This is a genomic window from Tumidithrix elongata BACA0141 (assembly GCF_036349135.1).
In the GTDB taxonomy this organism is placed as follows: Bacteria; Cyanobacteriota; Cyanobacteriia; order Pseudanabaenales; family Pseudanabaenaceae; genus Tumidithrix; species Tumidithrix elongata.
In genome coordinates, this window is record NZ_JAZBJZ010000073.1 from 1 (window position 1) to 26,102 (window position 26,102).

Genomic DNA, 26,102 nt, shown 5'->3' on the forward strand with positions numbered 1-26,102 from the left:
GAAGGGAAGAGGAAAACCCTGTCCACAACTTGTTTTTATTTCCCAACAACTCTAACCTATTGCGATATCAACTAGTTCAGCGCAATCTCACAAATGGATTCTTTGGTTCCGTGCAGCCATCGGGTTCTCACCAGCGATCGCTACAGTGGATTGCCACAGGATTAGCCGATTGTGCCGCGATCGATAGTGTCGTATTAGAAGAAGAACTGCGGCATTCATCCGAACTGGCAAAGTCCTTACGAATAATTGATTCTATCCCTTCTCCCATGCCCCCGATCGTGGCATCACCTCACTTGGAACCTCATACGATCGCACAATTGCAGGCGATCTTGCTACAGCCCGATCCAGAATTGCAGGCATCTATGAACCAAGCAAAAATCCGCTCCTATGCACGGGTCGCAGAAACAGATTACGCTCCGATCGCCCTTGCCTATGATGCCGCGATCGCAGTGGGTTATGAAGCGATCGCTTGAGCGTGGCGAGGATAGAAATATCGACCGCTTTCGAGCATAGCTTGTTTGTTGGCATCCGCATAAATCTGCTCGAATAAGCCCCTTTGTGCTTTACTGCCCCCCACTTCATGCAGTCGAGATAGAACGGGCTTGAGTTCCTTTACAGACTTCTTCCAATCATGGAGGGCATAGGCGATCGCACCTTTAGCCACGGGTAGAGCTACCTCCTGCCATGCTTTTTGAAGGCAGGGCTCGACAGTCAAAGCATGGGCTTCCATACTTAATATCATCTCTTTCGTTAAATCGAGGTGATTGGCACGGGTAAGTGCATAAACATAGTGTAAATCCTGAAATGGCAAAGCATGTTCGTGAATACGTGGGGACAGGTAGGCGGATAATTCCTGCCAACGCTTACCTACATCGATTCCCTGCAATTCTAAGCGCAGTAGCAGCGATATGGCTCCCACCTGATCTTTGGGAGAACTTTTCTGAGCCCTCCCCCAGATGCGATCGTCATAGAGAGAAAGGACTTTAGCGCTGTCACCTTTTGCTAGATAAAAGAGCGCCACATGCCACCAGTTATGGGTATAGAGCATTGAATTGCAGTCTTCCCAAACATCGGCAAGATTTTCCATCCAGACAATGCCTTCCTCATAGCGCCCTTGTGTTTCCATTACATGCGCCACCGCATGATGCGCCCAAGGATCGTAGCGATTCATATCCACGGCAAAGCGGGCGATGCGTTCGGCTTCAGAGAGACGATCGCATTGTTCCAGTCCAAATGCCAACATACCCATAAGGTAGTGATTACTAGGATCGGCGGCTAAAGCGTTTCCTGCAATACACATCAATCCGATTTTATTGCCCATATAGAAGTAATGGTACTGGGCTCGCTGTACTGCCAAGATGTCATAGGGAAATCTCACGACGAGTTCCTCACAGTAAGCGATCGCCCGATCGATCTTCCCCTTCGCCCATGCTTCTGTTGCTAAAACGTAAAGCCTTTCTCGCTCAGTTGCCTGTGCTATATGATTCTTGGCATCAAGCAGGTAAGGAATTGCTTGTTGGTGGCTGACGGCATTCTCTTGAGCAAGATAATAGGCAGCGGCATGAGCATTTGCCAAAATGCAGGTAGGATCGGCAGCAACAGCTTGGAGAATGCTGGACTCAGCGCGATCGCTGTAACACAGACATTGCTTGGCATGGGCGTCGATCGCAGCGATCGCCTGTTTGGAATCTGTTGTTACATTGAGTCCTTGTGCATCTTTAAGCATAAAAATATTTCTCACGGTCAGTTTTTAGGGCAACCAATTTGAATCTAAACCCGCTGCATAGCAATCGGGATATAGGTTTTATGGGTAGAAGCTAGAAAACTTTACAGAAATCTACGGCATCTTGATTGGTATACCGTAGATTAAAGTAGCCCTTGCTCAAAAGTCAAGTGTAGGAAAATACATATAGGTTCAAATAAGCACCCCAAACTTAAAATCCATGAGTACAATCTCCTAAATCTCTTAGGACTTGGGTTTGAGTGGCTAAGAATGTGCCTATCCTAGATTGAATCGTACTTAATCGTACTGAATTGAATCGATCGCAACTCAAAGCTCGATCTGTGGCAAATTCAAGTGAAATTGGCATGAGATTATGGAAGTAAAACGACAAAGAGGCAGAACTAGATGCCAAGCATTTAGTTCTGCCTCTTAACTCTTAGCATTTATCATGCTTGCAGTAGGGAAGTAGCTTCCCTACTGGTGGAAATGGATAGAGGAGGGTCTATGTAACCTGATTTAATTTTTCGCTAATCAATTGATTCGTTGCTTGAGGTTCAGCCCGTCCTTGGGTTTTCTTCATGGTTTGACCGACAAAAAAGCCTAGCAACTTTGTTTTGCCCGCACGGTATTGCTCGACTTCCTTGGGGTTCTCGTTCAGAATTTGATCGATGATTTTCTCTAAATCTGCACCTGCTAAAACCGTTAATCCTTTTGCTTGCACGATCGCCTTCACAGAGCCACCCTTAGCCAATAATTCAGGCAAGATATCCTTGGCAATTTTGCTACTAATGGTTCCATCGGCGATCGAGGTAATCAATTCCGCTAAAACTGTTGGGGTAAGAGGCAGATCGACAATTTTGAGCTTGTTCTCGTTGAGATAAGCTGTAATATCGCCCATGATCCAGTTAAAGGCTTGTTTCGGATCGATTCCCAACTTCACAACCGCATCAAAATATTCAGATACAGCGCGATCGTCAGCAATTAAGTTGGCATCATAGGCACTCAGACCGAATTCGCTTTTATAGCGATTGCGTTTGGCAGAGGGCAATTCGGGTAATTCTGATTTGTACTTCGCTAAGGTGGCAGCAGGAACTTCGATCGCCACCAAGTCAGGCTCGGGGAAATAGCGATAGTCGCTAGAACCTTCCTTCAAGCGCATGCTGATCGTGCGTTGGGTGTTCTCTTCCCACAAACGTGTTTCTTGATAAATTTTTTCATTTGCCTCGATCGCATTCACTTGACGTTCGATTTCATAGTCGATCGCTCGTTGAATGGCATTAAAGGAGTTCATGTTCTTGATTTCTACCTTTGTGCCAAACTCCTCTCTTCCCACAGGACGCACAGAGATATTCACATCACAGCGCAGGGAACCTTCTTGCATGTTGCCATCACAGACACCCAGATAGCGTAGGGTGCGGCGCAGTTCTTGGGCATAGGCAGCAGCTTCCGCTCCAGTGCGAATGTCTGGCTCGGAAACAATCTCACAGAGAGCGACACCCGTGCGGTTGTAGTCTACGAGGGAGTGACTGGAACCAGAGAGGCGATCGGAACCAGCATGAACCAATTTTCCAGCATCTTCTTCCATATGCAGGCGCGTAATCCCAATCCGTTTGGTTGTGCCATCTTCGGTTTCAATTTCTAACCAACCATGCTCGGCAATGGGAAGATCGAATTGAGAGATTTGGTAGTTTTTAGGAAGATCGGGATAGAAATATTGCTTGCGATCGAATTTACTGTGGGGAGCGATTTGGCAATTAAGGGCTAATCCCGTTTTGACTGCGTACTCCAAGACTTTTTCGTTTAAAACTGGCAGAACTCCCGGCATTCCCAAGCAAATAGGGCAGACATTGCTGTTTGGCTGCGAACCAAACTGGGTCGAGCAACCGCAGAAAATTTTTGTGGTCGTGCTCAATTGACAGTGGACTTCTAACCCAATTACAGCTTCAAATTTTGTCTTAGCAGGGGCAGTTGTGGTCATAGAAAACAAAGATATAACGTAACGTCCAAGAATTTATGCGATCGCCTATATGGAGATCGCATAAATCATAACACTTGCAGCAAATCCAGTCAGAATATTAGAAGCGAATCTGAATGTTTTTTAAAAATGAATCACAGCTTATTTAGGATTACTATATAAGTTGTCTGTCTTAAATTTCCCCATCCCTAGGGCATCTGACGAAGACTGGTTGCAACTAAATTAAAGGACACTACAACGACCGTATAGCTCTGCCTTTATGATTTATAGAGATGAAATTGATTGAAATTTTTTTTGTTGTTTATGTTAAAATTTTAAAAAATTCATTTTCCTGCTTGTTGGGAAACTGCATTGTTGGGGAATATGAGACTGATGTCGCTAGAGTAAATGAAGTCAAAGAAATAAAGCTCGTAATTATCAAAAGGTGCGTAGTGTAGCTATGAAAGGAATAATCAGTAAGCTTCTCGTTCTTGCCGTTGGAGTCAGTTTAAGCGTTGTTGCCGTCGAAGCGACATCCATTGAGTCAGTAATGGCTCAAAGGCTCTGCCAGTCCTACAAAGTAACGCGCGATGGGGGACTATATGTTTATATCAATGCTGGTAGCGAAATCATTACCACCCTTCCCTACGGTAATATTGTTAGGGTTACAGGCATGAGTTCTGATGGCGAGTGGGCTCGCATTGAGTACTTGAGAGTTGACGGACAAACGGGAGAGGGTTGGGTAGCTTCTGGCTACTTATCTTGTTACCAAGAATAGAAGGCGAATATATCCAGCCATAAATCTTTTAATCAATAGATTTATGGCTGGATATTCCATTATTCTCTCTTCTCTCTATAGAGATATCTATTGAAAGGATAAAGTCAAGACATTACAGTACTTAATACAGTACTTAATCATGAAAAGAATAATTAGTCAGCTTCTTGTTCTTGCGATCGGACTCTCTTTAAACGTTGTCGCAATTGAAACGACATCCATTGACCCGGTGATGGCTCGAATGCTTTGCCAGTCCTACAAAGTAACTCGCAGTCTAGGACTATATGTTTATGTCAATGCTGGGAGTAGAATCATTACCACCCTTCCCTATGGTAATATTGTTAGAGTTACAGGCATGAGTTCTAATGGTGAATGGGCTCGCATTGAGTACTTGAGAGTTGACGGACGAACAGGTAGGGGCTGGGTAGCTGCTAGTTATTTATCTTGTTACCAAGAATAGAAGATGAATATATCCTCCAGAAATCGATAACAATTAAGGAATTCCTCGATTAATCACTTGTTCTTTATAGTCAAAAGCGATCTGGCTTTTTTTGACTAGCTACTGCCAAAGTCATGGATAGTGTTGTGCATGGATTTCCGTGGACATATATCCCGTGAAGCAGTTTCAGCAGATCCTCAGGTAGTAGGTACGTAAGTCTGGAATATCGCTCGCTGAAAAGCCTTCTGGCACAATCTATGGAAGCTGTATTACAAAAAAAATCTTTAAGACGGGATGCGATCGCCTCTAGACAAGCTATCCCGCCCGACATTTGGCAGCGACATAGCCAAAGTATTTGCCAACATCTGGCACAGTGGCAAATTTTTCAACAAGCGCAGGTAGTCTTGGCATATCAGAGTTTTTGCCAAGAGCCCGATCTGAGCGATCTATGGCAAAAGTTTCCAGACAAAATTTGGGGTTTTCCGCGCTGTGTTGGCAAAGATCTAGTCTGGCATCAGGTCAATATCTTCGAACTGCAAGCATCCCATGAAGCATGTATGGACATCGGAAGTTTGGGGATTAAGGAGCCATGTCCCCAATTGCCTGAAATTGACTTGGAGCAAGTAGACATGATTTTTGTACCTGCGGTCGCTTGCGATCGCACGGGCTATCGTCTGGGTTACGGCGGTGGCTTTTACGATCGCTGGTTGTCTGACCAAACAGGTGACAAGGTAGGAATTATTTTTGCCGACTATTTCTTAGCGCAGCTTCCCCATGAAGATTGGGACGTGCCGATGCAAGCAATTTGTACAGAGTTAGGGATTTTTGAGGTGATTTAGCAATTTTGAGCATAGTTACTGGTGTGAATTGCGCAGTAGTTTATAAGGCTCAAACACAAACGACAGAGGCAGACTTCGCTTGTGTAGCAAAGATTCTAATCGCCACAAAATGCTTAAATTCAACACAAGATTAAGCCGTTAGATACGGTAAACCGATCCATGCTCGTCACCATTTACCGCTATATTAGCAGTCGGTATGGGTAGAGTGCTAAAGCAAAATGCGCTCTACAAATTAGTACTACATATTAGCTTTTAGATAGGGAGGTTTGTGATTGTGGCATCATTGACACTGCAAGGAAGTGCCTTAAAACCACTGGGCGATCGCGTTTTAGTAAAAATGGTGGTCAAGGAAGAAAAAACTGCTGGTGGCATTTTCTTACCTGACACTGCCAAGGAAAAATCTCAAGTAGGTGAAGTGTCAGCTGTTGGTCCTGGCGCACGCAATGACAAAGGAGAGCGCGTAGTACCTGAAGTCAAGATTGGGGACAAGGTGTTGTATTCCAAATATGCAGGTACAGAACTGAAGGCTGATGGCGTGGACTATCTCTTGCTAACTGAGAAAGACATTTTAGCGATCGTGGAATAAGCAGAAGTTCGCAATTAGCTTTTAGTGGTTAGCGTTTAGATTTCTCAAAATAGCTAATAAATAACAGTTAATAGCTTCTAGATACCCGATAACCGACAACTCATAACCGACAAACTTAAATAACTAACGAAAAATCATGGCAAAGAAAGTAGTATTTGATGAAGAAGCCAGACGTTCTCTTGAAAGAGGCGTAAATGCACTGGCAAATGCGGTGCGTGTTACCCTTGGGCCTAAGGGACGTAACGTTGTCCTAGAAAAGAAGTATGGCGCGCCTCAAATCATTAATGATGGTGTAACGATCGCTAAAGAAATTGAACTCGAAGATCCACTGGAAAATACTGGTGCACAACTGATTCGCGAAGTTGCTTCAAAGACTAATGATGTTGCAGGTGACGGCACAACCACCGCAACCGTCTTAGCGCAGGAGATGATTCGTGAAGGCTTGCGGAACGTTGCCGCAGGTTCTAACCCCATTGGCTTACGTCTCGGCATTGAAAAGGCTGTTGCGAAATTGGTAGAGGTGATTGCAGCCAATGCTAAGCCCGTTGATGTGGGTACAGCGATCGCTCAAGTCGCCACCATCTCAGCAGGTAATGATACCGAAGTCGGCGACATGATCGCCCATGCGATGGATAAGGTTGGCAAAGATGGTGTAATCACCGTCGAAGAATCCAAGTCCTTAAATACGGAATTGGAAGTTGTTGAAGGGATGCAACTCGATCGCGGTTACGTTTCTCCTTACTTCGTTACTGATACTGAGCGCATGATCGCTGAGTTTGAGAACGCCAAGATCTTGATCACAGACAAGAAAATTAATATTATCCAAGACCTCGTTCCTATTCTCGAAAAGGCAGCTCGTAGCGGTTCTCCTCTACTGATTATTTCCGAAGATGTCGAAGGCGAAGCCCTAGCAACCTTGGTGGTTAACAAACTCAGAGGTGCTCTGAATGTAGCCGCGATTAAAGCTCCTGCCTTTGGCGATCGCCGCAAAGCTGTGCTGCAAGATATTGCCGTGCTTACAGGCGGAAGCGTGATTTCTGAAGATCTAGGTCTCAACCTCGAAGCTGCAACCCTCGAAATGTTGGGTACTGCTCGTAAAATCACGATCAGCAAGGACAAAACCACAATCGTTGCTGGTACTGACACCAAGCCAGATGTTGATAAGCGAGTTGCCCAAATTCGTAAAGAACTTGAGGACAGCGACTCTGAATACGATCGCGAGAAATTGCAAGAACGGATTGCGAAGCTGGCTGGTGGCGTTGCCGTGATTAAGGTCGGAGCTGCTACAGAAACGGAACTAAAAGATCGCAAGCTACGCATCGAAGACGCCCTCAATGCAACTCGTGCTGCTGTCGAAGAAGGTATCGTTCCTGGTGGTGGCGCTACACTAATTCATCTAATCAAGCACCTTGAAGAGTTGAAAACAACACTTAAGGGCGAAGAAGCCACGGGTGTAGACATTGTTGCGAAGTCCTTGGAAGCACCGCTTCGTCAGATTAGCGATAACGCTGGTCTAGAAGGAACAGTGATTGTTGAGAAATTGAAGAGCATGGGCTTCACCATGGGCTTTGATGCTTTGAAATCTGAGTATGTCGATATGATTACTACTGGTATCATCGACCCAGCTAAGGTTGTGCGCTCTGCAATTCAAAATGCGGCATCGATTGCTGGCATGGTGCTGACAACCGAAGCTCTAGTTGTAGACAAGCCCGAGAAGAAAGGTGCTGCTCCTGATATGGGCGGTATGGGCGGCATGGGTGGTATGGGCGGCATGGGCGGCATGGGTGGCATGATGTAATTGCCCTCAGGTAATTACCATATCTGTTTGCCCGTTGTTAACCGACTGCATTTAACACCATTTTCAAACAAACGGCTTAGCACGGAACTCAAATCCCGATTTACTGCAATTTCAATTGAAACTGGTATAAGAATAGGCTTTGGGAGTTATCCCTGAGTCTATTCTTTTTTATGAGTTGAACGCAGGGGATCTTGTAGAAAGATGCTACTGTCCATGCTAAGCTTAAAGACCGTGCGTAAAAAATTTAGTAATTGTAACCAACAGTCCAATGAAAGTTGTTAGCTCTCTAAAATCAGCCAAAACTCGCCATAAAGACTGCAAGATTGTGCGTCGTCGTGGCAGAGTTTATGTTATTTGCAAGTCAAATCCTAAATTCAAAGCACGCCAAGGTTAGTCCCTGCGAGACACTTAGCAGAAAATTTTAAGGTTGACCAGATTAACCATTTAGTTGGCTTAGCCTTTTAATTGACATAGTATCAGCGCAAACCATTGGTTGGGGTCTGTCCAGACCCTAATTTTGTGCAACCCTTTATGGCTGAGATCTGCTTCAAGTTGCTGTAAATCGAACTTGCGTGAAATCTCAGTCAAGATTGCTTCACCCGACTGAAGCGTTGTTGTAAGCAACAGCGATCGCAGGCTAATGGTTTGTGCTTTGGTACTGGTTAGGTACATTTCCACTTGATGCGATCGCTCGTTATAGATAGCAGAGTGTTGGAACGTGGCAAGGTCAAAATTGCCATCAAATTTATGGTTGAGGTGACTCAGCATATTTAAGTTAAAGGCAGCACTTACTGCTTGGGCATCGTTATAAGCAGCGTGAATCAACGATTTGGGCTTTAGAGCTGAAGCTTTTAAATCTACACCTAAAAGGAAATATTCACCAATTCGTAGCGCCCCTGCAACTTGTTCAAAAAATAAGTCGCACTCCTGTAAATTGAGATTGCCGAGCGTACTCCCCAAAAAGCAAAGCATCCTCGTGGGTAGTTGTGGTAAGTTTAGCCGTTGTAATGCCTGCTCGTAGGTACTGACCAAGCCGTGTACTTCTAAGGTGGGGTAGTCAGCCAATAAAGCAAAGGCACTGCTTTCCAAAATCCCCGCACTGATATCAATCGGCATATAGCGCAGTGGATAGCCGAGCTGATCGTAAGCATCCAGCAAGATTCTGGTTTTGGTGGCGCTGCCACTGCCTAGCTCGACCAATTCACAAGAGCCTGTCAGTTGCGCGATTTCAACCGCATAGGTTTGTAAAATTGCTGTTTCCGTGCGGGTTAGATAATATTCGGGCAGTTCGCAAATTTGCTCGAATAACTGCGAGCCGAGATCGTCGTAAAAATATTTTGCAGGCAAGGTCTTAGGGGTTTTGCTGAGTCCCGCAACCACATCATGGCCTGAAGTCAAGGATTTATCCGTAGCATTGATCAGTCGCTCAAGGCGCAAGCGATCGCCTAAAGCGGGCAAAGTTGTTTTAGAGCTAAACATTTTTGAAGTTTTATATTTTTGTCGGCTTATTTGCTTCGTGTATTTTCTTCCATTCAGGAGCCCAATACAAACATCAGAAGGCTTAAATCAGATTCATACCTTTAGAAATCGCCAAATCTCTGGAATTTATTCCTAAAGATTAATCCCATTTTTTAGTTTCCATAAAACCGTAGGGGCAATTCATGAATTGCCCCTACTGAAGAATAGATTAATTGGAAACTTGGACGACCGTATCTGGGGAAACCTGCGTAAACAATTCCCGAATATCTTCGTTATACATGCGAATGCAACCATGGGAGACCGCCTGCCCCACAGAAGCTCGGTTGGGCGTACCGTGAAATCCCGACCAGTCTTCCCCATTTGTCCAAAAGCCGATCCAGCGCTCACCCAAAGGATTCTCTGGATCTGCTCCTTGGATTACATCGCCTGTGAATGGGTTCTTCCATGCGGGATATTCGATCATTTGCAAAACACGATGGGTTCCTAGAGGAGTTTCCCAACCTGCACGTCCGACCGCAATCGGATAGCTTTTGAGCTTAACATCCCCTTGGTATGCCGTAACCGTACGTTTGCTGAGGCTGACCTCCAATCGCGTCACTTGGGCGATCGCTACGGTAAACAAAGGACGATTTGGATCGATCGCGTAGAGCGAACCAATCTTAGGCAGCCGTCCCTGATCCGCTAGAGCTTCATAGACGAGCGCAGCTAGCTCTGCTTTGGTGACATTCCCATTGGCAGCGATAACTCTAGGGTCGGGATAATTGACCACCAGTCCTCTCTCGGTGAGGGTAGCGATCGATTGCACGGCAAACTCTGGGATCTGACTGGCATCACGATACATTGTCAGCAGATAGGAATGCGGCGTATTGGTCTTGTGGTTATTTAGTTTGAGGCTATTGGCGATCGCCACCAAAACCTGTGCTTTGGTTACGGGTTCATCGGGGTGAAAGGAACGTGAATTATAACCTGAGAGAATTCCACTCTCGTAAGTCTGCATAATAGCGGAAGCTGCCCAATGATCGGGGGGAACATCATCGAACCCTTGCCAACGTCGTTGGGTGACATAATTCGTATTTTGAGTTAAAAATGCAAGCTGAAGAATCGCAGCGAGTTGAGCGCGAGATACCACCTGCTCTGGCTGGAATATTTTACTCGTAGGGATATCGAGTAAGTTCTGTGCCGCTAACTTTTCGATAAAAGGCTTTGCCCAATGATTTTCAAGACTTGCAATTTGAAGATTTGCAGTGCGGCTGTCTACCTGGCTATTTGATTGGCTATCGGATATTTGCGGATTCTTTTCACTCGTTAAATTACTTGCCCTTAGACTTTGAGCCGCACAGGTCAGAAATAAGGTTGTAAGCAAGGCTGAAACTGAGTACTTTAAGAACTGCGTCATCTTGTTAAAACTTTTCTTTACAGTTTAATCATAGCTAGGGATACAGGCTACGTCTTGCGAACGTGGGCTCTATAAAATCCAAGTCGTAAGTTTAGCATATCGATCTCATAACCAGTGGTGAATTTGATATTTCACAAGCGCTGCTAACACGCGAGCGTGCACTTTGGTTAAGTCTTGGATTGCATCTTGCCACTGCTCTAAGTAGCGATCGCTGATGTTTTCATTTTCATCCAAGTCGATCTTAGGGTTGACCTGTGAATTAACCAGACTCTCTAATGCCAAACACTTTTGCACGAGCGCGGTTGCACCGACCAACGAACTATCCGAGGCTAAGTCATGACATGCCTGTGCGAACGTAGAAAGATTTTGGGCGGCGATCGTAGACTGCATCTCCTCTAGAATTTTCGGAGAGCTTTCCAAGTAGCGATCGATCGTCTCATGCATCGATTCATCTGGCAATTGAGGCAAGGCAACTAGTTCTTCTAGATCTGCCATAGATAGAGAAATAGGAACCTCTGAAGATGCATGGAACTGACAGCGATGCAAAGCCTCTACCAACTGTTCGATCTCAATTGGCTTCGTAATATAGTCATCCATGCCTATCTCTAAACAGATCTCGCGATCGCCATGCATGGCATTCGCAGTCATTGCCACAATTCGGACAGGAGGTATTAACGAATCTTGATTTGCTTTCTCTAGAATGCGTATGCGTCTTGTCGTTTCTAATCCATCTAGATTAGGCATTCGGATATCCATCAAGATCACATCATAGCGTTTCTGTGCGATCGCTCTCAGCACCTCACCACCATTTACTACTGTATCTGATTGATAGCCCAGTTTTCGCAATATGATTTGAGCTAGTTTCTGATTGACTCTACTATCTTCAGCTAAGAGAATGCGTAAGGGCAATCGCTCTGCCATGCTTGAGTCCATAATTACAGTAACATCTCTTTTCTCTGTCACAGTTAAATCGCTTCGATCGGAACCGACTTGAGTAGATGGGCTCAAAACTGGAACCACAATTGTAAAGTAAAAGGTAGCTCCTCGATCTTTCTCAAGATCTCGATCGTCTTTTAACTCAGAAATCTGCCAATTTTGGGGAGGCTCACCCCCCACATTGTCATGACTTACCACCCAGATTGTGCCGCCCATCATCATACTCAAACGGCTGCTAATGGCTAAACCTAGCCCGGTACCGCCATACTTGCGAGTCGTGGAAGTATCTACTTGACTAAAAGGCTTAAATAGCCGATCTAACCGTTCCGCTGGGATGCCGACACCCGTATCTTTCACTGAAAACAGAATTTCACAGGTTTGAGTGTCTGGATTGACTGGAGCAGCAGTAACAGATAAGAAGACCTCACCAACATCTGTGAATTTAATCGCATTCCCCAGTAAATTGATTAAAACTTGGCGAACTCTTGTCACATCACTGATGACATGAGATGGAACTGTAGGATCGATCGTGTAATGCAACCCAATTCCCTTCTCCAATGTTTTAGGCGTCAAAAAGTTCACTGATGATTGGATGCATTCTTGGAGATTAAATGGATGAGCTTCAACCTCTAGCTTGCCAGATTCGATTTTAGAGAAGTCAAGAATATCATTAATAATAGTAAGTAGAGAATCACCACTACCATGTAGGGTTTCTACATAATCTTTTTGCTCATCATTGAGGTCGGTATTCAACAACAAGCTAGTCATTCCAATTACGCCATTCATGGGTGTGCGAATCTCGTGGCTCATCATCGCCAAGAAATCACTCTTGGCAAGGTTTGCCGCATCTGCCTCAAGTTTTGCCTGCTCTAGGGCTAGATTTTGAATGGTTAACTGTTGGTGAAGTTCTGCTTGATGGATGGCGAGCGCCAGTTGCCCAGAGATCTGCATCAGCAGATCGACTTCCAATTGCTGCCAAGCATAGCTACGGCGGCAATGATGTAAAACCAAAACCCCCATTAACTGATTGAGATGCAACAGGGGAATTCCCATACGAGACTTAACATGCATTTTTTGTAGCATGTCACTCATTTTTTCTGAGAGCACTTCAATTTGAACATCACCAATAATATTGACAGTTCCTTGAAGGTAGTCCTGTTTAAAATCATCGTAAAAGCAACATCCCATCCCACTTTCTAAAATAGAGCTGATGCCTGTTGCATGAGACTCAGCTACCACAACATTATTTCCATCAGTCTGTATGCGATAGATAAAAGCCCTATCTAATTGAAGGGAATTGCGAATCTCAACTACTGCAGTATTGAGGATCTCGTTAAGGTCGAGCGTCTGACGAATCTGTTGGGTAATGTGATTGATCAGTTTTTGATATTCTGCTTGCTGTTTGATGGCGGCTTCATTGCGTTTGCGATCGGTAATATTGCGAGAGATACCACGATATCCACAGAATTGACCTGTCGCATCAAAGCGCGGCGTAGCACTTGTTTCTAAAATCACTAACTCGCCATTTTTATGCACCCTTATGTTCTCTAAATTCTGAAATGGCAAATGCCCTGCATTTAAAGGAGCTAGGATTTGAGCAACTCTTTCTTTTTCACCTGCTGGCATTAGCTCTAACGGATGCTTGCCAATCATTTCTTCTGGGGTGTATCCCAATATGTCTTTAACCTTGGGGCTGGAATAAATATACGTGTTACTTCGATCTATCTCCCAAATCCAATCATTGGAAGTCTCAACTAGGCTGCGAAAGCGCTCTTCACTTTGGCGCAAAGTCTCTTCTGATTTCTTACGCTCTGTGATATCTCGAATTACCCCCACAAGAATCTTATTGCTCGATGCATCCCTAAGCATCGTTTTCTTTGTGGAAATAATATGGATGCTACCATCGGCAATAGTCATGATTTCTTCATTTTCATTCCCTTCGCCCGTAGCAAAAACTAAGTTATCTTGCGTCCAAAACACTTCCGCCTCTTCCTTTGAGAAAATGTCATAGACAGTTTTATTCAACAGTTGTTCCCGTTTGTACCCCGTAAATTGACAAAAAGCATCGTTAAGCATAATCCAGCGATGCTGAGTATCTTTAACAATAATCGGGTCAGCGATCGAATTGATTACTTGCTCTAAAAAATCTTGCCCATCTCTCAGGGCAGCCTCCATCCGTCTGCGTTCTGTAACGTCCTCTGCCATGCCAATGATATAGAGGGGGTTCCTATCATTATCATGAACAACCATTCCGGTAATACTAATCCAAATAGTCTTACCGTTTTTGCAAATATATCGTTTCTCAACTTTTTGCGTTCCAAGCTCGTTTTGCAGGTACGTTTGCAATTGTCCCGTTTTGCTTTGGATTTCATCTGGATGTGTAATATCGAAAAAATTCAAGCTTAAGAGTTCTGCCTCTGTATATCCCAAGATTTGACGAAGTTTTGTGTTGACTTCCAAGAAGTTTCCTTGTGAGTCCGAAACAAAAATACCAATGGGTCCATCTTCAAAAATACTGCGAAATTTCTGTTCGTTCTCTTTGAGATTCTGTTCTAGTTGTTTGCGATGGGTAATATCTCGAATGATCCCGATCAGAACTTTGTTGCCAGCCCCATTGACAAGAATGGATTTTTTGGTGGATATAAAATGTAACTTCCCCTGTGCATCTGAAAAAACCTCTTCGTTTTCACGTTCAATTCCAGAATCAAATACAGCATTATCGATCGCCCAAAATACATCTGCTTCTTCCTTTGGGAAAAAGTCATAATCAGATTTACCCAGTAGTTGCGATCGCGTAAATCCAATAATTTGACAAAAAGCGTCATTGAGGACAATCCAACGATGATCTCGATCTTTTACAAATACTGGATCGGGAATGGCATTGATTAACTGTTCAAAAAATCTCTGGTTTTGTTTTAAAGAGGCTTCAAGACATTTGCGAACGCTAATATCTTGAATCACTGCTACCAAGCACTCAAAACCCTGTAAAGCAGATATAACAACGCTCACCCAAACAGGAAAACCTTGCTTGTGCACATATCGCTTTTCAATAGAAAAGCTGGAAATCTCACCACTTCTAAGTTGCCGCAATTGCAGCAGAGCGAGTTCTAGATCTTGAGGATAGGTAATATCCTGGAACCCCATGGAAAGCAATTCTTCCTGCGTATACCCAACGATCTCGCTGAACATCTGATTGACTCGCAGAAATCGACCCTCCATATCTGTGTAGGAAATTCCTGCGGCTGCCTGTTCAAACACAGCACGAAAGTGTGCTTCGCTTCCTAATAGATCCCCCTCTGATTGATGCCGATCGCCCATTTCTTTAATCTGTTTTAGTTTTCTAAGCTGCTGAAAAGCAAAATTAAGTTTGTTTAGGTCATTATCCTATTGAACCTCAGTCCATGCCAATAGTAAAAGTGCATTCGCGATCGCGGCTGCGACCGAAGAGCCCCCCTTACGACCTTCTACACGAATTTGGGGAAAGCCTGACTTTTCTAACGCGGCTTTTGACTCTAAAACGGCTACAAATCCAACGGGTGCGCCAACAATGAGGCTAGGTTGAAAATTCTTGGCTTCAAAACTCGTGATATCTCTTGAATTCGGCAGATTTGGAGCGAAATTGGGTTTACTGCTTGATGCGCACAAAGCTAATAAAGCCGTAGGTGCATTACCAACCACAAAAATCGCATCAGGAAACTCTGTCATACAGTGACGCATTCCAATTTCAGAACGTGTTAGCTGATTTTTGGCTGAAGCCTCTGGAGTTGATATCGGCTCCGCAAAATCTAAAGCACTAATTACAGGATTTTTAAAGGTTTGTGCAGCCATACCCACAATTCCCTGCTTGACCATGCCCACATCGGTAACGATCGCTTTACCCTGTTGAATGGCTTTGATTCCCGCCGCGATCGCACCTTGGCTAAATTTCACCAGATGCTTAAACTCAAAGTCGGCAGTACTGTGAATCACGCGCTGCACAATCGCATATTCAGAGGAATTAAAAGCATGAGCGCCAATTTCACGGTCGATCGTGGCAAAACTTTGAGCGGTTATGGGGTGAATCAGAGAATTAGACATAGGATGTTTGTAATTAATCTAAACAATTTTTGGGGGTGTAATTGTCTAGTTCTACACTTTTTGTAACCGAGGAGTTTGCGAAATTAGATGTGTGGATCATAATAGGTTCACATAGCGATAGTTAGGAGGAATTGTTATGTTTGCACCACTGATTGGTTTTGTACTTACTGTGCTGCTTTTATTAGCGATCGCTTTTGTCATGAGCTACCTGTTTTGGACCGATCGATATAAAACCCCAGAGGTGATTGCCGCCGAGGTGATGCATTTCTCTGAGCAGGTGACCGGTGTAATGTCTGTGGTAGGCGTAGGAGCGATCGTTTTTGTCGTGATTTCGGCACTGATTAATTTCAGCATCCAAATTCATTAATAGATTCATAAACAGGAATTTCATTCCCCCACAATTTCACAATACAAGAAAATATCGCGATCGACGTGCGATCGGACAAAGCATTTGTACCACAAACTAATTTTTATAAAAAACCTACTCATGCGAATGCTTTGTCCTAAAAAAAATGAGAATTTTGTCCGTAATTCCCAATGAATACCTGATATAGAATTGTAGGAGCAATACATGAATTGCCTCTACATACTGAATAACTGATAACTGAATAACTAATGACAATCGATAAGCTGTTTGACTTGAGCAATCTTTTTGTATTGCCTTTCTGGTTTTTGATGATTTTCCTACCAAAATGGAAGGTAACCCAACAAATCGCTGCTTCTTTTTTGCCTTTTGTTGTCCTAGTGGGGTTATATATTTATTTTCTGGTTGGGGCAATTACCCCAGATAGTGCCCAAGCCCTAGCAAATCCCAATCTCGCTCAGATTGCTGGCTTTTTTGCCGATCCTCGTGCTGCTGCGACGGGTTGGACGCACTTTTTAGTCATGGACTTGTTTGTCGGTCGCTGGGTCTATCTAGAAGGACAACGCACAGGGGTTTGGACAACCCATTCGATTTTATTTTGTTTGTTTGCTGGCCCCATTGGTTTGCTCTCTCACATCATTACGGATGCTGTCAGTCAAAAATTCTTCAAAAAAGCAGAAACTGTTACTAGCGAATCGTAAATGGGAATCGCATGTCTTTCCTACCAAAGCTTCAGAAATATATTCGCAATACAAATGTCCCAAGACAACTGGTGCGATCGCCTGGTTATGACGAACAGTTAGGCTTTGGGGATAAAGAGCCGCGCCTATCATCGGCAAAGCTGCTTGAGGCTTCGATGCGGGCGATTCCCGTGGGTGAATGTACGATTCCTGAGAATCAATTTGCTTACTTTCTCGATGGCATTCAACGCAGTTGGTTGTTGTATTACCAAGATTATGTGCCAGTTTACTATGGCTATACAGCCGCAGTGATTCGCCAACGGCATGAAGCGCTGCTGGCAAAATGGGAACACCAGACCTATGAATCTCTGTACGTGCCTTTTTGCTATTTCGATCCTGCGGAATTAATCCAGTTGCGATCGCAAGAGTTACCTGTTACCGATACTAAGCCCAAGGATGTGAATTCCTCCGCTCAGGATGAAACCTCAGATGAAGGCGAAGATATGCAACCGATGGCATTGCGAGAGGCAGCCAGAAATACGATCTCCAACATGCGCGAAAAAAATGAGACCGATCTTGCAGAAGCTTGGATTCAAGCCGATCTGTCTGGTTGGTTGGTGATGGACGGCTCAATTTCTATATCTAGAATTGCCTCCGAACATCCCCGTGTTGTGGGTTTGATCAAGAGTCACAACACGCAATATTTCAGGTTTCCCGCTCAAGAAATAATTCTCAATCTTAAGTTTGGCGAACGCAGTTCTGTCTTTCAGCCTCCCAGTAGAAACCCAGTTTGCAGTTGGTATCTTCGCCTCAGAGAGGGTATGAATGAAGACATGCACTTTGGCTTGATTCGCGTAGAAGCGTCACTGTCAGCGATCGATCGGGTAGACGAGATCAGCCGCTGGATTTTGACAGAACGCCGTCCTTTATCGCTACCCGATTCGCGTTGGGATAAGATGATCTACCCCATACGCGACTGTGAGATGTTTCTGCGCAGCCACGAACCCTCGCGCGCAACCTTTGGCTGGTTGAACTAGAAAGGAAGAGTCGCTAGTAGGATCTGAATACCAAGCTACTTACAACCAATTTCCGACTAAAACAAATGGAGACCAGTAGAATGGGTGCTTGAGATCGATATTCACAGTTGGTTCTAGAACTTTAAGATTAGGAAATCCTTCCACGCCAGTAATCTTGCCACCCTCAATCTTGACTTCGCCCCTTAAAAGAGATAGTTGGGTTTTTTGGAGTGCGATCGCTTTACTTAACTCATTGGGAAAGTTGTGATAAAAGCTAATCATCAAAGGTGCAGTTCCCGAATCCGAGACAGCCCATAGCGAAGCTAGCACGCTACGCGCACCCGACTCAACCGACAGCCCACTAATGCCAAGGTTGTTTCCTACGGCTGTTTCACAGGCACTCAGGGTCATTAATTCCACAAGAGGATTATCGAAACGTAATGCAGGGAACTGATCTAGACGCAATCGACTGTTCCAAAGTTGGATATAAGCACCATCGACGCGATCGCTGATAAATTTGCCATGGGTTGCCAAATGCAAAATACTGTAACGCGAACTTTGACGTTGGTTTTGCAGATTATCTACGGTAAACTCGCGGTTGAGAAAGATCGCCCCTGTTTTTCCAATGGTGGTAACTTCTACTTCCGCAGCAGGCAAGGCTGCAAAACCCTCAATCGGCTCGGTTAGACCCATCGCTAAAACACGATTATTGGTGCGATCGCGACTTTCTAGCCTCGTCACGCGTAAAGCTGGAATATTGACAGAAGCATAGCGTTCCACCAAAAACTGCTTGCCATCATGCAATGCGGCAGGAGGAATTACCCGTAAACCTACATCCATCACAAAAACAAGCGTTTCAATCTTTGCAGCCTTTAACTGAGCATCAATGGGAGCCATAATCCAGTTATACAGTTGCTGCGCGTCTTTGAGGTAGTCCTGAGAATTAACATCCTGCAAATTGCTACGGTAGTCAATCAGCGCTGCCTCAACCGTTGCTGGATTGACATTTTTGACATAGCGACGGAATGGTTTGCCTTTATCTCTAGGGGGAATCACCAGGATTTCTATGCGATCGTCTAGAACAATGGGATAAACCAAAGCTGTAACACTTCCACTTCGCAGGGAAAGATCGCTTAATAGTTGCCTTCCATCTTCCAGAGTTAGAGGAGGAGCATTTAGGTCTCTTTCTAAAAAGGTCTCCAACTCCGCAACATAACCAGCTTCAAGCACCTCAAAGGCAGCAGAGAGGTTATCCTCTAACAAAAGTAGATCCACGCGCTTTTTGAGAATATCCCGAATCTCCAAAATCCTGAGCCTAATCGGATCGTCTATGGATAAGTCAGAAGGCTTTAATGGCGCTTGAATCACATTACTATTACCGCTATTTGTAGTCTGCCCAGGAATAAGAGCAGCAGCAGGAGTAATGGAAATATTGCCCTGCGTAAAAGTGGAATTCCCAACCTGAATAATGGTTCCAATATTTAAGGTAGATGTTCCTGTTATGATGGTTCCACTGGTGCCATTCACGCTGGAATTGCCGATATTAAAAGCATTGAGTCCGCCATGCTGAATAAACACGCTACCACCACTACCCCCAGTCGTGCAGATACTGGCACCACCACAGGACGAACTTGAAGTCAGACCCAACACCCTAAGGTTGCCGCCAGTGGTAATGACCGAAACATTTCCACCTTGAGTTGCACTACTTGTATCAATAGAACCAATGACAATATTCCCAGTTGGGTCAATGGATACGTTTCCTCCACTCCCCGTCAACCCCCTTGCGTCAATGGAACCTGTCTGAATCTGCGTGGATGCCTTGAGCGTCACATTCCCTCCATTTGCGCCAACAGTGGAGATATTCCCAGCAATGATGCTATCAGTATTACTAGTAACATTAACGGAGTTTCCAGAAGTAGTAATATTTCCGATATTGATGCTACGTGTAGAGGTTAAAGTAATTGCTCCCGCACCCGTGAGATTAAAACCTGATGCACTGATTGAGCTACCTATTAAGCTAATATTGCCACTACTATTGATACCACTACCTTGAAGAGAAAGCCCTTGCCCATTTGCACTCGTTCCATTTAATGCGATCGCACCTGTTGTAGACTGAAGCGTGGTATTGGCAGCGATCTTAATTCCATCTCCCGTTCCTCCACTAACACCTGTAATTGCAATCTTGCCACTCCCTGAATTAATGTTGTTCGTAGCACCCGCAAGTGCGACTCCAGTACCTGTAGTATTCGTCCCATTAATTGAAATATCTCCTCCATTAGAATTAATAGTTCCACCTGCAATGGAAATCCCCGCTCCCGAAGTACTGAAATTAATCGTGCCACCACCAGAATTAAGGGTGGAAGCACCCGAGATATTGATAAAACCACCTGTTCCTTGAACTGTTAGACCGATCGCTCCGCCATTCGTAGCAATTGTAGAACCACTACTGACAAAAATATTCCCAGCACCTGTAGCCGTACCAGCAGTATTATCATTTGCAGAAAGCGTTACTGCTCCTCCATTTGTAGAGATCGATGCATTGATGTTTATACTATTTCCAGCCTGAGCGGTGAGACTATCGCCAGCCGCTGCAATTGCCACAGGATCGACGAATGTAATGCTTTGCGTTGCTTGCAAAACCACATTCGTAGCAGATGCATTGATGAGTGCAGGTGCGATCGAAGGGTTCGGCGACGGGGCATTATTTCCAAAAGGTGAGGAGTTTGTCAGAAGATCCACACCAGCATTTGAAATTGTGATATTCGTAGGATCGAGTAGCAGGGTTCCAATTTTTCCATTGGGAGCTAGTGTATTTACAATTCCCTTGTAATCGAGATTCTGTTTGCCCGAAACTTCAACAAAGCCACCATCCCCTGACTGCGTTCCACCCTTTGCTGAGATATTACCCAGAAACTGCGTGCTCTGGTCAGCCCAAATAACAACCCTTCCGCCATTCCCTGTGAATAAGGCATTGGCATCAATGAGAGAATTCGCACTTACATAGGTTTGTTGAGCATTTGGAACGATGCCCTTTCCCTGGAAATCGCCTCCAATCAGAACTGTACCGCCACCATTCAACCCAGATGCATGAAGCTGAGCATTCGCTAACCCTACCTTCTCGCCAAAGATGCCAATTACCCCACCCTTACCAAGGGAGGGAGTTGATACATCAATTAGTCCTGAGACAATCGTCATTCCATTCGTTACAGGAATATCCGTTGAGGCAGGATTTGCTACTAAGGCAAGAGAGCCATCGGCTTTAACAACGACTTGGTTAGCTTCAGTCACTTTACCCGTGAGTAACTCCGCAAGTTTTGGCAATTCTGTAATCTTGCCGCTCCAGTTAGAGGGAACCGCATTAGATGTCACCTGCAACCCTAAGACCGCATCGGGCGATCGCAACTCAACTTGACTGTTCCCCGCCACAGAAGTTAAGGCAATATTTCCACCAGGAGCCGTTAATGTACCAGTATTTACAATACTTCCACCAGTTAAAGTAATGCTTTTGCCAGAATCTACCGATAAATTGCCTTGATTGATAATGCCCGCAGGTTGAGCGATCGCAAAGCGAATACTTTTGGGATCGCCACTGGGAAAGTTGAGTGAATTCTTATCTGCGTTAAAGGTTTGTCCGTTGTCAAAACCTAAACCCGTGCCTGTTGTGGCATGAAAGGAGCCGCCAATATCTAAACGGGCATTTTGACCAAATACAACTCCGTTAGGGTTCACCAGATAAAGATTGGCATTGGGGAAAGCTTGACGGCTTTCAATTGTGCCCAAAACCGCAGAGGGATTGCTACCCGTGACGCGGTTGATGATATTTTGAACTTCTGCACCATTGACCGAAGAGTTGCCCGTATTAAAGACTACACCTGACTGCGGTACGTTAAATTCGTTGAAACTGTGATAAAGATTACCGCCATTGACCGTACCAGATCCTATGGGCGCGATCGCATTACCATTGACTTGTGTAGCCGTGCTGCCATCAGGTACCGTTTGGGCTTGGACGGTTTGAGCGCTTCCTAAAACTAGGGTTTCTAGACCGATTTCTAGGGTAAAAACACTGATTATCGCTAGAAATAATAAGAATGAAGTTCGCATAGCTATGCCCGATCCACCTGTTGAGTTCGTACTTCCTAAATTTGAAATCTAGGTGTTGGATGGGAGATAATGTAACATCCTATTGCGAATCCAGTAACTGTATATCTGGCTGAAATCCCAGCTTGATATTTAGGGTAATCTAGTACTCATGCTAACGATTCAAAATTTAACCTATCATCCTCCTGCCACGCCTGCCCCAATTCTAAAAAATATCTGTTTAGAATTGCGCGATCGCGAATTAGGCCTAATCGTAGGACCGAGTGGCTCGGGAAAAAGTACGCTGCTTGAAATTTTAGCGGGGTTTGTGGATTGGCGTGAGGGCGGGATTTACTGGCATTCTCAAGAACTAACCCCCGACCATTTACAACAACTCTGCGGCTTGGTGTTTCAGTTTCCCGAACGCCATTTTTGCGGTAGTACGGTTTTAGAAGAGTTGCGACTGGGGCATCTTGACATCGACAGCGATCGCATCCTTGCCGCACTCCAATCTGTGGGGCTAGGTCAACTGAGTTTTCAGGCATCGCCGCAGTCTCTCAGTGGGGGACAACAACGCAGGCTAGCCTTGGGAGTGCAGTTAATCAGACAACCAGGGCTACTTTTGCTGGATGAGCCGACCGCAGGGCTGGACTGGTCGATCAGACGGCAGCTACTCACGTTGCTCAAGGAGCTAAAACAAAACTGGACGCTGCTGGTGGTCAGCCACGAGCCTGAAGAACTCAAGGGGATTGCCGATCGCACTTGGACGATTTCTCACGGTGAGCTTGTGCCCGATCCAAATCCTGTACTTATGTAGCAATGTTGAAAGTTAAGCCCGAAATTTGCCTTCCTGAGATACAGTGAATATGGCTTGTAATTTATCTCGTAATTTCTAGACTACTACTATGACAATCAGCACAGAAACACCCATAGTAAATGCAGCCTCTGAGTCCCCTGAGCTTAATACACATACTTTTAATCTTACGGACACAATTCAGACGGTGATTGCCAGCATGGATGCCGAGCAATCTGCAGTGGTAAATCAAACTGATGATACTTGGAAATTTCGATATGGCACGGTTGAGGTAGTTGTCAATATCACTGGCACTGCCCCAACAGACACCTTTACAGTCCTATCAACCGTACTGACCTATCCTGTCAAAGACGAAGCCAAAATGCTGCGTTTGTTACTGGAAAAAAACGTAACGGAAACCTTCGAGGCTCGCTTTGCCATTCAAAACGACCAAGTGATAGTGGTTTCATCTCGCTCTGTTGAGGATCTTTCTCCTGCTGAGATTTCTCGTATTATCACCATTGTGGCAGCGATCGCCGATAGCAATGACGAGTTGCTAATAGAGCAGTTTGGCATATAGATAGTTATTTTGACGATCGTTTAACTCGATCGTGCCGATATGGCATGAAAATCTGGCATGAAAGTTTGGCGTAAAGTACCTTATCTCAAAGCACCTGGCTTGCAGCAGATGGTACTAGACAATTGGCTATTCGATCGACTGATTGCCGAGCATAGTCAGAAACATAGCCAAAACCTCTCACAACCAATTTTACGATTTTATAGCTGGTCACCACCAGCTATTTCTTTGGGCTATCATCAGCACAAAATTCCAGAGCATTGGGCAGATTTGGCAAAAGCTGAAGGACTCGATCTGGTGCGTCGTCCTAGTGGTGGGCGCGCAGTGCTTCATAAAGGTGACTTGACCTATGCGGTCATTTTAAAAGCCGATCAAGGTGCTCGCCGCGCTACCTATACCCATATTTGTGGATTTTTAATACAAGGATTGGCTAGTCTGGGGATTGAACTCAGCTATGGCAGTGCGGGACGGGGCTACATTCATCATCCCAGTTGTTTCAGCACGGCGACCAATGCCGATTTGGTGATTGCAGATGGGCGCAAACTGATCGGGAGCGCTCAGGTTTATCGATCGGGTTTTGTCTTACAACATGGTGCGATCGCTTTGCAGCCAGATTACGTTCTTTTACGGCAAATCTTTGGCGAAGATGTGCCTGTGGTTGGACTAAGTGAGTTATTGCCAAATTCTAACGAGAGTCTTGTAGATAGGCTGATCGATAGTCTCACGCGATCGGCGGCTGACCATTTTGATGCTGAATTTGTCGAAATGTCATTCGAGCTGATGAATGCTACTTTCGCCGATCGCGATACCACTTTGCCAACGTTGAAGGAGGGATTCCCAAATAATAACCAATCACGATCGCTTGGTTAATCAGGGTCGTGCGTACAATGCTGAGCTTTTGCCAACGGCGACTGGAGGTCAGCACAGAGGCAGGTGCGATCGCAATCCGTCCTTGCCGCTTTAAACGGCGAACCAATTCAAAGTCTTCCATAATCGGCAATTCTGGAAATCCACCCATGCGGCGAAACAGAGATGTCTTGAGAAAGATGACTTGATCGCCATAGGGCATCTGGCATAGATGCGATCGCAGCTTGACTCCCCACTCAATCCATCGCAATCCCAAGGCATCGCTATCAATTCCCAACTCAAATGCCCCTGCGACCACATTGGGACTCTGTAAAGTTTGTCTCACAAAGCGATCGAAGCCATTAGGGAGGATCGTGTCGGCATGTAGAAATAAGAGAATCTCTCCTTTAGCAACCGTAGCACCTAAGTTCATTTGAGCAGCACGACCGCGTTTCCCGGCGATCGCCTGCGCTCCCAAAGATTCTGCAATTTGAATTGTCTCGTCGGCACTGCCCCCATCCACAAGAATGATTTCTACGTTGATAGAATTCCGCACGGCTTTTAATACGCGGGGTAGATTCTCTGCCTCATTCAATGCTGGAATCACCACTGAAATTCTTGGCAAATTTTGAGCAGCATCCTTGGCTAACTTTACGCACTCCCAAATCGCCACATCTGCTTTGGTATCAATGTCGGATAAGCTGGGCAGATCGAAACGCGTGAGACCCAATCTCTCAGCTATCTCCACAGTGCGTTGGAACACTTCAGAGGTACTCCAAGGAATCTCTGCAAAAAGTTCTGGCACAAATCGCTGTAGCCCAATCAGATAATAGCCACCATCTTTGGCGGGGCCAAGAACGAGTTCCTGTTCTTGTAATTCCCTAAAGCCGCGATCGAGAATTTTAGCATCCAACTCTGGGCAGTCGGTTCCCACAATCGCAACGGATTGATAACCCTGTGCGATCGCAGATTGCAGAGCATGGGCCATGCGATCGCCTAAATCCCCTTCGATCTGGATGTGATATGCTAGATCGTTCCCTAGCCATGCCTGCATTTGGGTCTCATTCCCCCCAGTAAACCACACCTGAATGGAAAGTGACTCCCTATTTTGCCGCAAGGTTCTTGCCTGCTCAAGTGTGTGCTCTGCCATCTCTTTGTATAATGAAGTAGCAGCTTCCGCACCCAAAGCTGGAATTAGGCGAGTTTTGACTTTACCAATTTCTGGATAGCGAGCAAAGACAATCAGACATTCCCTTACGGCGGGAAAAGATTCCGTCAATCCCATTTAATTTCTGGTTACCGCCATCATCGATTGTCCATACTCCCTACTATAGAACTACTGCTTCTTTATAACGAAAGAAATGACTAATTGCTCGGCTTTTGACTTGAAATGAGTCATTACCGACTTCTTGGCTACTTCGCCGATTTTCTCAAGGGACTTCTCTTTTTGAGGAAATCCCTGAAACTGAATGTTTACTGATGTAAGCGAACCATTATTCCAGTTAAATCCGACAAAGGGCTTCGTCCCTAAAACCTTTTCAAGATCTTGCGATACTGCGTCTGCCTGTTGCATACTCTCTTGTAAAACGCCAAACAGCGAACAACCAAACAGACATAAACACAGGAAAAGCGCTAAGAGCGTGTTTGAGAAGTTTAGGGTAGAAAAAAAGCCCCCAAAGTTATAGGTTGTTAATCTAAGTACAGGACAAAAGATTGAGAGCATTAGAAAAGGCATCAGCGTTGAGTT

At 45.0% G+C, this 26,102-nt stretch carries 22 protein-coding genes; 13 read left to right on the forward strand and 9 right to left on the reverse strand.

The genetic code is table 11. From position 1 onward, the window contains the following. On the forward strand, positions 1-473 hold a 473-nt coding region (locus tag V2H45_RS16530; protein WP_330484763.1), incomplete at its 5' end, for a phosphate/phosphite/phosphonate ABC transporter substrate-binding protein. Here the strand turns inward: V2H45_RS16530 and V2H45_RS16535 are convergent. Next, positions 455-1,726 carry a tetratricopeptide repeat protein gene (locus tag V2H45_RS16535; RefSeq protein WP_330484764.1) on the reverse strand — a complete coding sequence of 424 codons (1,272 nt, stop codon included), beginning with the start codon at positions 1,724-1,726 and terminating at the stop codon, positions 455-457. The two genes, V2H45_RS16530 and V2H45_RS16535, sit on opposite strands and share 19 nt — an antisense overlap. 499 nt (positions 1,727-2,225) lie before the next feature. Then, entirely contained in the window at positions 2,226-3,701 is a 1,476-nt protein-coding gene (gene gatB, locus V2H45_RS16540) for an Asp-tRNA(Asn)/Glu-tRNA(Gln) amidotransferase subunit GatB (protein WP_330484765.1), read from the reverse strand. 436 nt (positions 3,702-4,137) lie between these two features. Here gatB and V2H45_RS16545 point away from each other — a divergent pair, with 436 nt between their 5' ends. The 6 genes from V2H45_RS16545 (at position 4,138) to ykgO (ending at position 8,508) form a co-directional block, all read left to right on the forward strand. Then, on the forward strand, positions 4,138-4,455 hold the full coding sequence (locus V2H45_RS16545) for an SH3 domain-containing protein (protein WP_330484766.1): 318 nt from the start codon (positions 4,138-4,140) through the stop codon (positions 4,453-4,455). Between the two features lie 139 nt (positions 4,456-4,594). Continuing rightward, a complete protein-coding gene (locus V2H45_RS16550) occupies positions 4,595-4,912 on the forward strand; it encodes an SH3 domain-containing protein (RefSeq protein ID WP_330484767.1) in 318 nt (105 codons plus the stop codon). Positions 4,913-5,148: 236 nt separating this feature from the next. Next, entirely contained in the window at positions 5,149-5,730 is a 582-nt protein-coding gene (locus V2H45_RS16555; protein ID WP_330484768.1) for a 5-formyltetrahydrofolate cyclo-ligase, read from the forward strand. Positions 5,731-6,004: 274 nt separating this feature from the next. After that, positions 6,005-6,316, forward strand: coding sequence for a co-chaperone GroES (gene groES, locus V2H45_RS16560; protein WP_330484769.1), 312 nt, complete (start codon positions 6,005-6,007; stop codon positions 6,314-6,316). A 136-nt stretch (positions 6,317-6,452) separates the two neighbouring features. After that, on the forward strand, positions 6,453-8,114 hold the full coding sequence (groL, locus tag V2H45_RS16565) for a chaperonin GroEL (RefSeq protein WP_330484770.1): 1,662 nt from the start codon (positions 6,453-6,455) through the stop codon (positions 8,112-8,114). A 268-nt stretch (positions 8,115-8,382) separates the two neighbouring features. Then, a complete protein-coding gene (ykgO, locus tag V2H45_RS16570) occupies positions 8,383-8,508 on the forward strand; it encodes a type B 50S ribosomal protein L36 (protein WP_330484771.1) in 126 nt (41 codons plus the stop codon). 59 nt (positions 8,509-8,567) lie between these two features. Here ykgO and egtD read toward each other — a convergent pair whose 3' ends face one another. The 4 genes from egtD to V2H45_RS16590 form a co-directional block, all read right to left on the reverse strand. Next, complete coding sequence (gene egtD / locus V2H45_RS16575) at positions 8,568-9,593, reverse strand: L-histidine N(alpha)-methyltransferase (RefSeq protein WP_330484772.1); 1,026 nt, start codon at positions 9,591-9,593, stop codon at positions 8,568-8,570. A 208-nt stretch (positions 9,594-9,801) separates the two neighbouring features. Further along, on the reverse strand, positions 9,802-10,989 hold the full coding sequence (locus V2H45_RS16580) for a L,D-transpeptidase family protein (protein ID WP_330484773.1): 1,188 nt from the start codon (positions 10,987-10,989) through the stop codon (positions 9,802-9,804). Positions 10,990-11,094: 105 nt separating this feature from the next. Further along, entirely contained in the window at positions 11,095-15,243 is a 4,149-nt protein-coding gene (locus V2H45_RS16585) for a PAS domain S-box protein (protein WP_330484774.1), read from the reverse strand. A 66-nt stretch (positions 15,244-15,309) separates the two neighbouring features. Continuing rightward, positions 15,310-16,002 carry a precorrin-8X methylmutase gene (locus tag V2H45_RS16590; RefSeq protein ID WP_330484775.1) on the reverse strand — a complete coding sequence of 231 codons (693 nt, stop codon included), beginning with the start codon at positions 16,000-16,002 and terminating at the stop codon, positions 15,310-15,312. Between the two features lie 136 nt (positions 16,003-16,138). On the opposite strand from V2H45_RS16590, the gene V2H45_RS16595 reads away from it, so the two are divergent. The 3 genes from V2H45_RS16595 (at position 16,139) to V2H45_RS16605 (ending at position 18,083) form a co-directional block, all read left to right on the forward strand. Then, positions 16,139-16,369 carry a hypothetical protein gene (locus V2H45_RS16595; protein WP_330484776.1) on the forward strand — a complete coding sequence of 77 codons (231 nt, stop codon included), beginning with the start codon at positions 16,139-16,141 and terminating at the stop codon, positions 16,367-16,369. A 248-nt stretch (positions 16,370-16,617) separates the two neighbouring features. After that, entirely contained in the window at positions 16,618-17,067 is a 450-nt protein-coding gene (locus tag V2H45_RS16600) for an ABA4-like family protein (protein ID WP_330484777.1), read from the forward strand. A gap of 11 nt (positions 17,068-17,078) precedes the next feature. Next, positions 17,079-18,083 carry a hypothetical protein gene (locus V2H45_RS16605; protein ID WP_330484778.1) on the forward strand — a complete coding sequence of 335 codons (1,005 nt, stop codon included), beginning with the start codon at positions 17,079-17,081 and terminating at the stop codon, positions 18,081-18,083. A gap of 39 nt (positions 18,084-18,122) precedes the next feature. Here the strand turns inward: V2H45_RS16605 and V2H45_RS16610 are convergent, their stop codons facing one another. Further along, positions 18,123-22,163: a CHAT domain-containing protein gene (locus V2H45_RS16610; protein WP_330484779.1), complete on the reverse strand. Its 4,041-nt coding sequence runs from the start codon at positions 22,161-22,163 to the stop codon at positions 18,123-18,125. A gap of 148 nt (positions 22,164-22,311) precedes the next feature. Between V2H45_RS16610 and V2H45_RS16615 the strand changes: the two genes are divergently transcribed. From V2H45_RS16615 to V2H45_RS16625, 3 genes are all read left to right on the forward strand, one after another. After that, entirely contained in the window at positions 22,312-22,956 is a 645-nt protein-coding gene (locus V2H45_RS16615) for an ABC transporter ATP-binding protein (protein WP_330484780.1), read from the forward strand. Between the two features lie 88 nt (positions 22,957-23,044). Beyond that, a complete protein-coding gene (locus V2H45_RS16620) occupies positions 23,045-23,512 on the forward strand; it encodes a YbjN domain-containing protein (RefSeq protein ID WP_330484781.1) in 468 nt (155 codons plus the stop codon). A 57-nt stretch (positions 23,513-23,569) separates the two neighbouring features. Then, a complete protein-coding gene (locus V2H45_RS16625) occupies positions 23,570-24,379 on the forward strand; it encodes a lipoate--protein ligase family protein (protein ID WP_330484782.1) in 810 nt (269 codons plus the stop codon). On the opposite strand, the gene V2H45_RS16630 is transcribed toward V2H45_RS16625, so the two are convergent. Then, on the reverse strand, positions 24,297-25,640 hold the full coding sequence (locus V2H45_RS16630) for a TIGR04283 family arsenosugar biosynthesis glycosyltransferase (protein WP_330484783.1): 1,344 nt from the start codon (positions 25,638-25,640) through the stop codon (positions 24,297-24,299). The two genes, V2H45_RS16625 and V2H45_RS16630, sit on opposite strands and share 83 nt — an antisense overlap. 51 nt (positions 25,641-25,691) lie before the next feature. Next, positions 25,692-26,102: hypothetical protein (locus V2H45_RS16635; RefSeq protein WP_330484784.1), on the reverse strand; the 411-nt coding region annotated here is incomplete at its 5' end.

What these genes read in the sequence shown, in the direction of transcription:
- V2H45_RS16535 (WP_330484764.1), bottom strand. Translation starts at nt 1,726, where the DNA reads ATGCTTAAAGATGCACAAGGACTCAATGTAACAACAGATTCCAAACAG.
- gatB (WP_330484765.1), bottom strand. Translation starts at nt 3,701, where the DNA reads ATGACCACAACTGCCCCTGCTAAGACAAAATTTGAAGCTGTAATTGGG.
- V2H45_RS16545 (WP_330484766.1), top strand. Translation starts at nt 4,138, where the DNA reads ATGAAAGGAATAATCAGTAAGCTTCTCGTTCTTGCCGTTGGAGTCAGT.
- V2H45_RS16550 (WP_330484767.1), top strand. Translation starts at nt 4,595, where the DNA reads ATGAAAAGAATAATTAGTCAGCTTCTTGTTCTTGCGATCGGACTCTCT.
- V2H45_RS16555 (WP_330484768.1), top strand. Translation starts at nt 5,149, where the DNA reads ATGGAAGCTGTATTACAAAAAAAATCTTTAAGACGGGATGCGATCGCC.
- groL (WP_330484770.1), top strand. Translation starts at nt 6,453, where the DNA reads ATGGCAAAGAAAGTAGTATTTGATGAAGAAGCCAGACGTTCTCTTGAA.
- ykgO (WP_330484771.1), top strand. Translation starts at nt 8,383, where the DNA reads ATGAAAGTTGTTAGCTCTCTAAAATCAGCCAAAACTCGCCATAAAGAC.
- egtD (WP_330484772.1), bottom strand. Translation starts at nt 9,593, where the DNA reads ATGTTTAGCTCTAAAACAACTTTGCCCGCTTTAGGCGATCGCTTGCGC.
- V2H45_RS16580 (WP_330484773.1), bottom strand. Translation starts at nt 10,989, where the DNA reads ATGACGCAGTTCTTAAAGTACTCAGTTTCAGCCTTGCTTACAACCTTA.
- V2H45_RS16585 (WP_330484774.1), bottom strand. Translation starts at nt 15,243, where the DNA reads ATGGGCGATCGGCATCAATCAGAGGGGGATCTATTAGGAAGCGAAGCA.
- V2H45_RS16590 (WP_330484775.1), bottom strand. Translation starts at nt 16,002, where the DNA reads ATGTCTAATTCTCTGATTCACCCCATAACCGCTCAAAGTTTTGCCACG.
- V2H45_RS16595 (WP_330484776.1), top strand. Translation starts at nt 16,139, where the DNA reads ATGTTTGCACCACTGATTGGTTTTGTACTTACTGTGCTGCTTTTATTA.
- V2H45_RS16600 (WP_330484777.1), top strand. Translation starts at nt 16,618, where the DNA reads ATGACAATCGATAAGCTGTTTGACTTGAGCAATCTTTTTGTATTGCCT.
- V2H45_RS16605 (WP_330484778.1), top strand. Translation starts at nt 17,079, where the DNA reads ATGTCTTTCCTACCAAAGCTTCAGAAATATATTCGCAATACAAATGTC.
- V2H45_RS16610 (WP_330484779.1), bottom strand. Translation starts at nt 22,163, where the DNA reads ATGCGAACTTCATTCTTATTATTTCTAGCGATAATCAGTGTTTTTACC.
- V2H45_RS16615 (WP_330484780.1), top strand. Translation starts at nt 22,312, where the DNA reads ATGCTAACGATTCAAAATTTAACCTATCATCCTCCTGCCACGCCTGCC.
- V2H45_RS16620 (WP_330484781.1), top strand. Translation starts at nt 23,045, where the DNA reads ATGACAATCAGCACAGAAACACCCATAGTAAATGCAGCCTCTGAGTCC.
- V2H45_RS16625 (WP_330484782.1), top strand. Translation starts at nt 23,570, where the DNA reads ATGAAAGTTTGGCGTAAAGTACCTTATCTCAAAGCACCTGGCTTGCAG.
- V2H45_RS16630 (WP_330484783.1), bottom strand. Translation starts at nt 25,640, where the DNA reads ATGGGATTGACGGAATCTTTTCCCGCCGTAAGGGAATGTCTGATTGTC.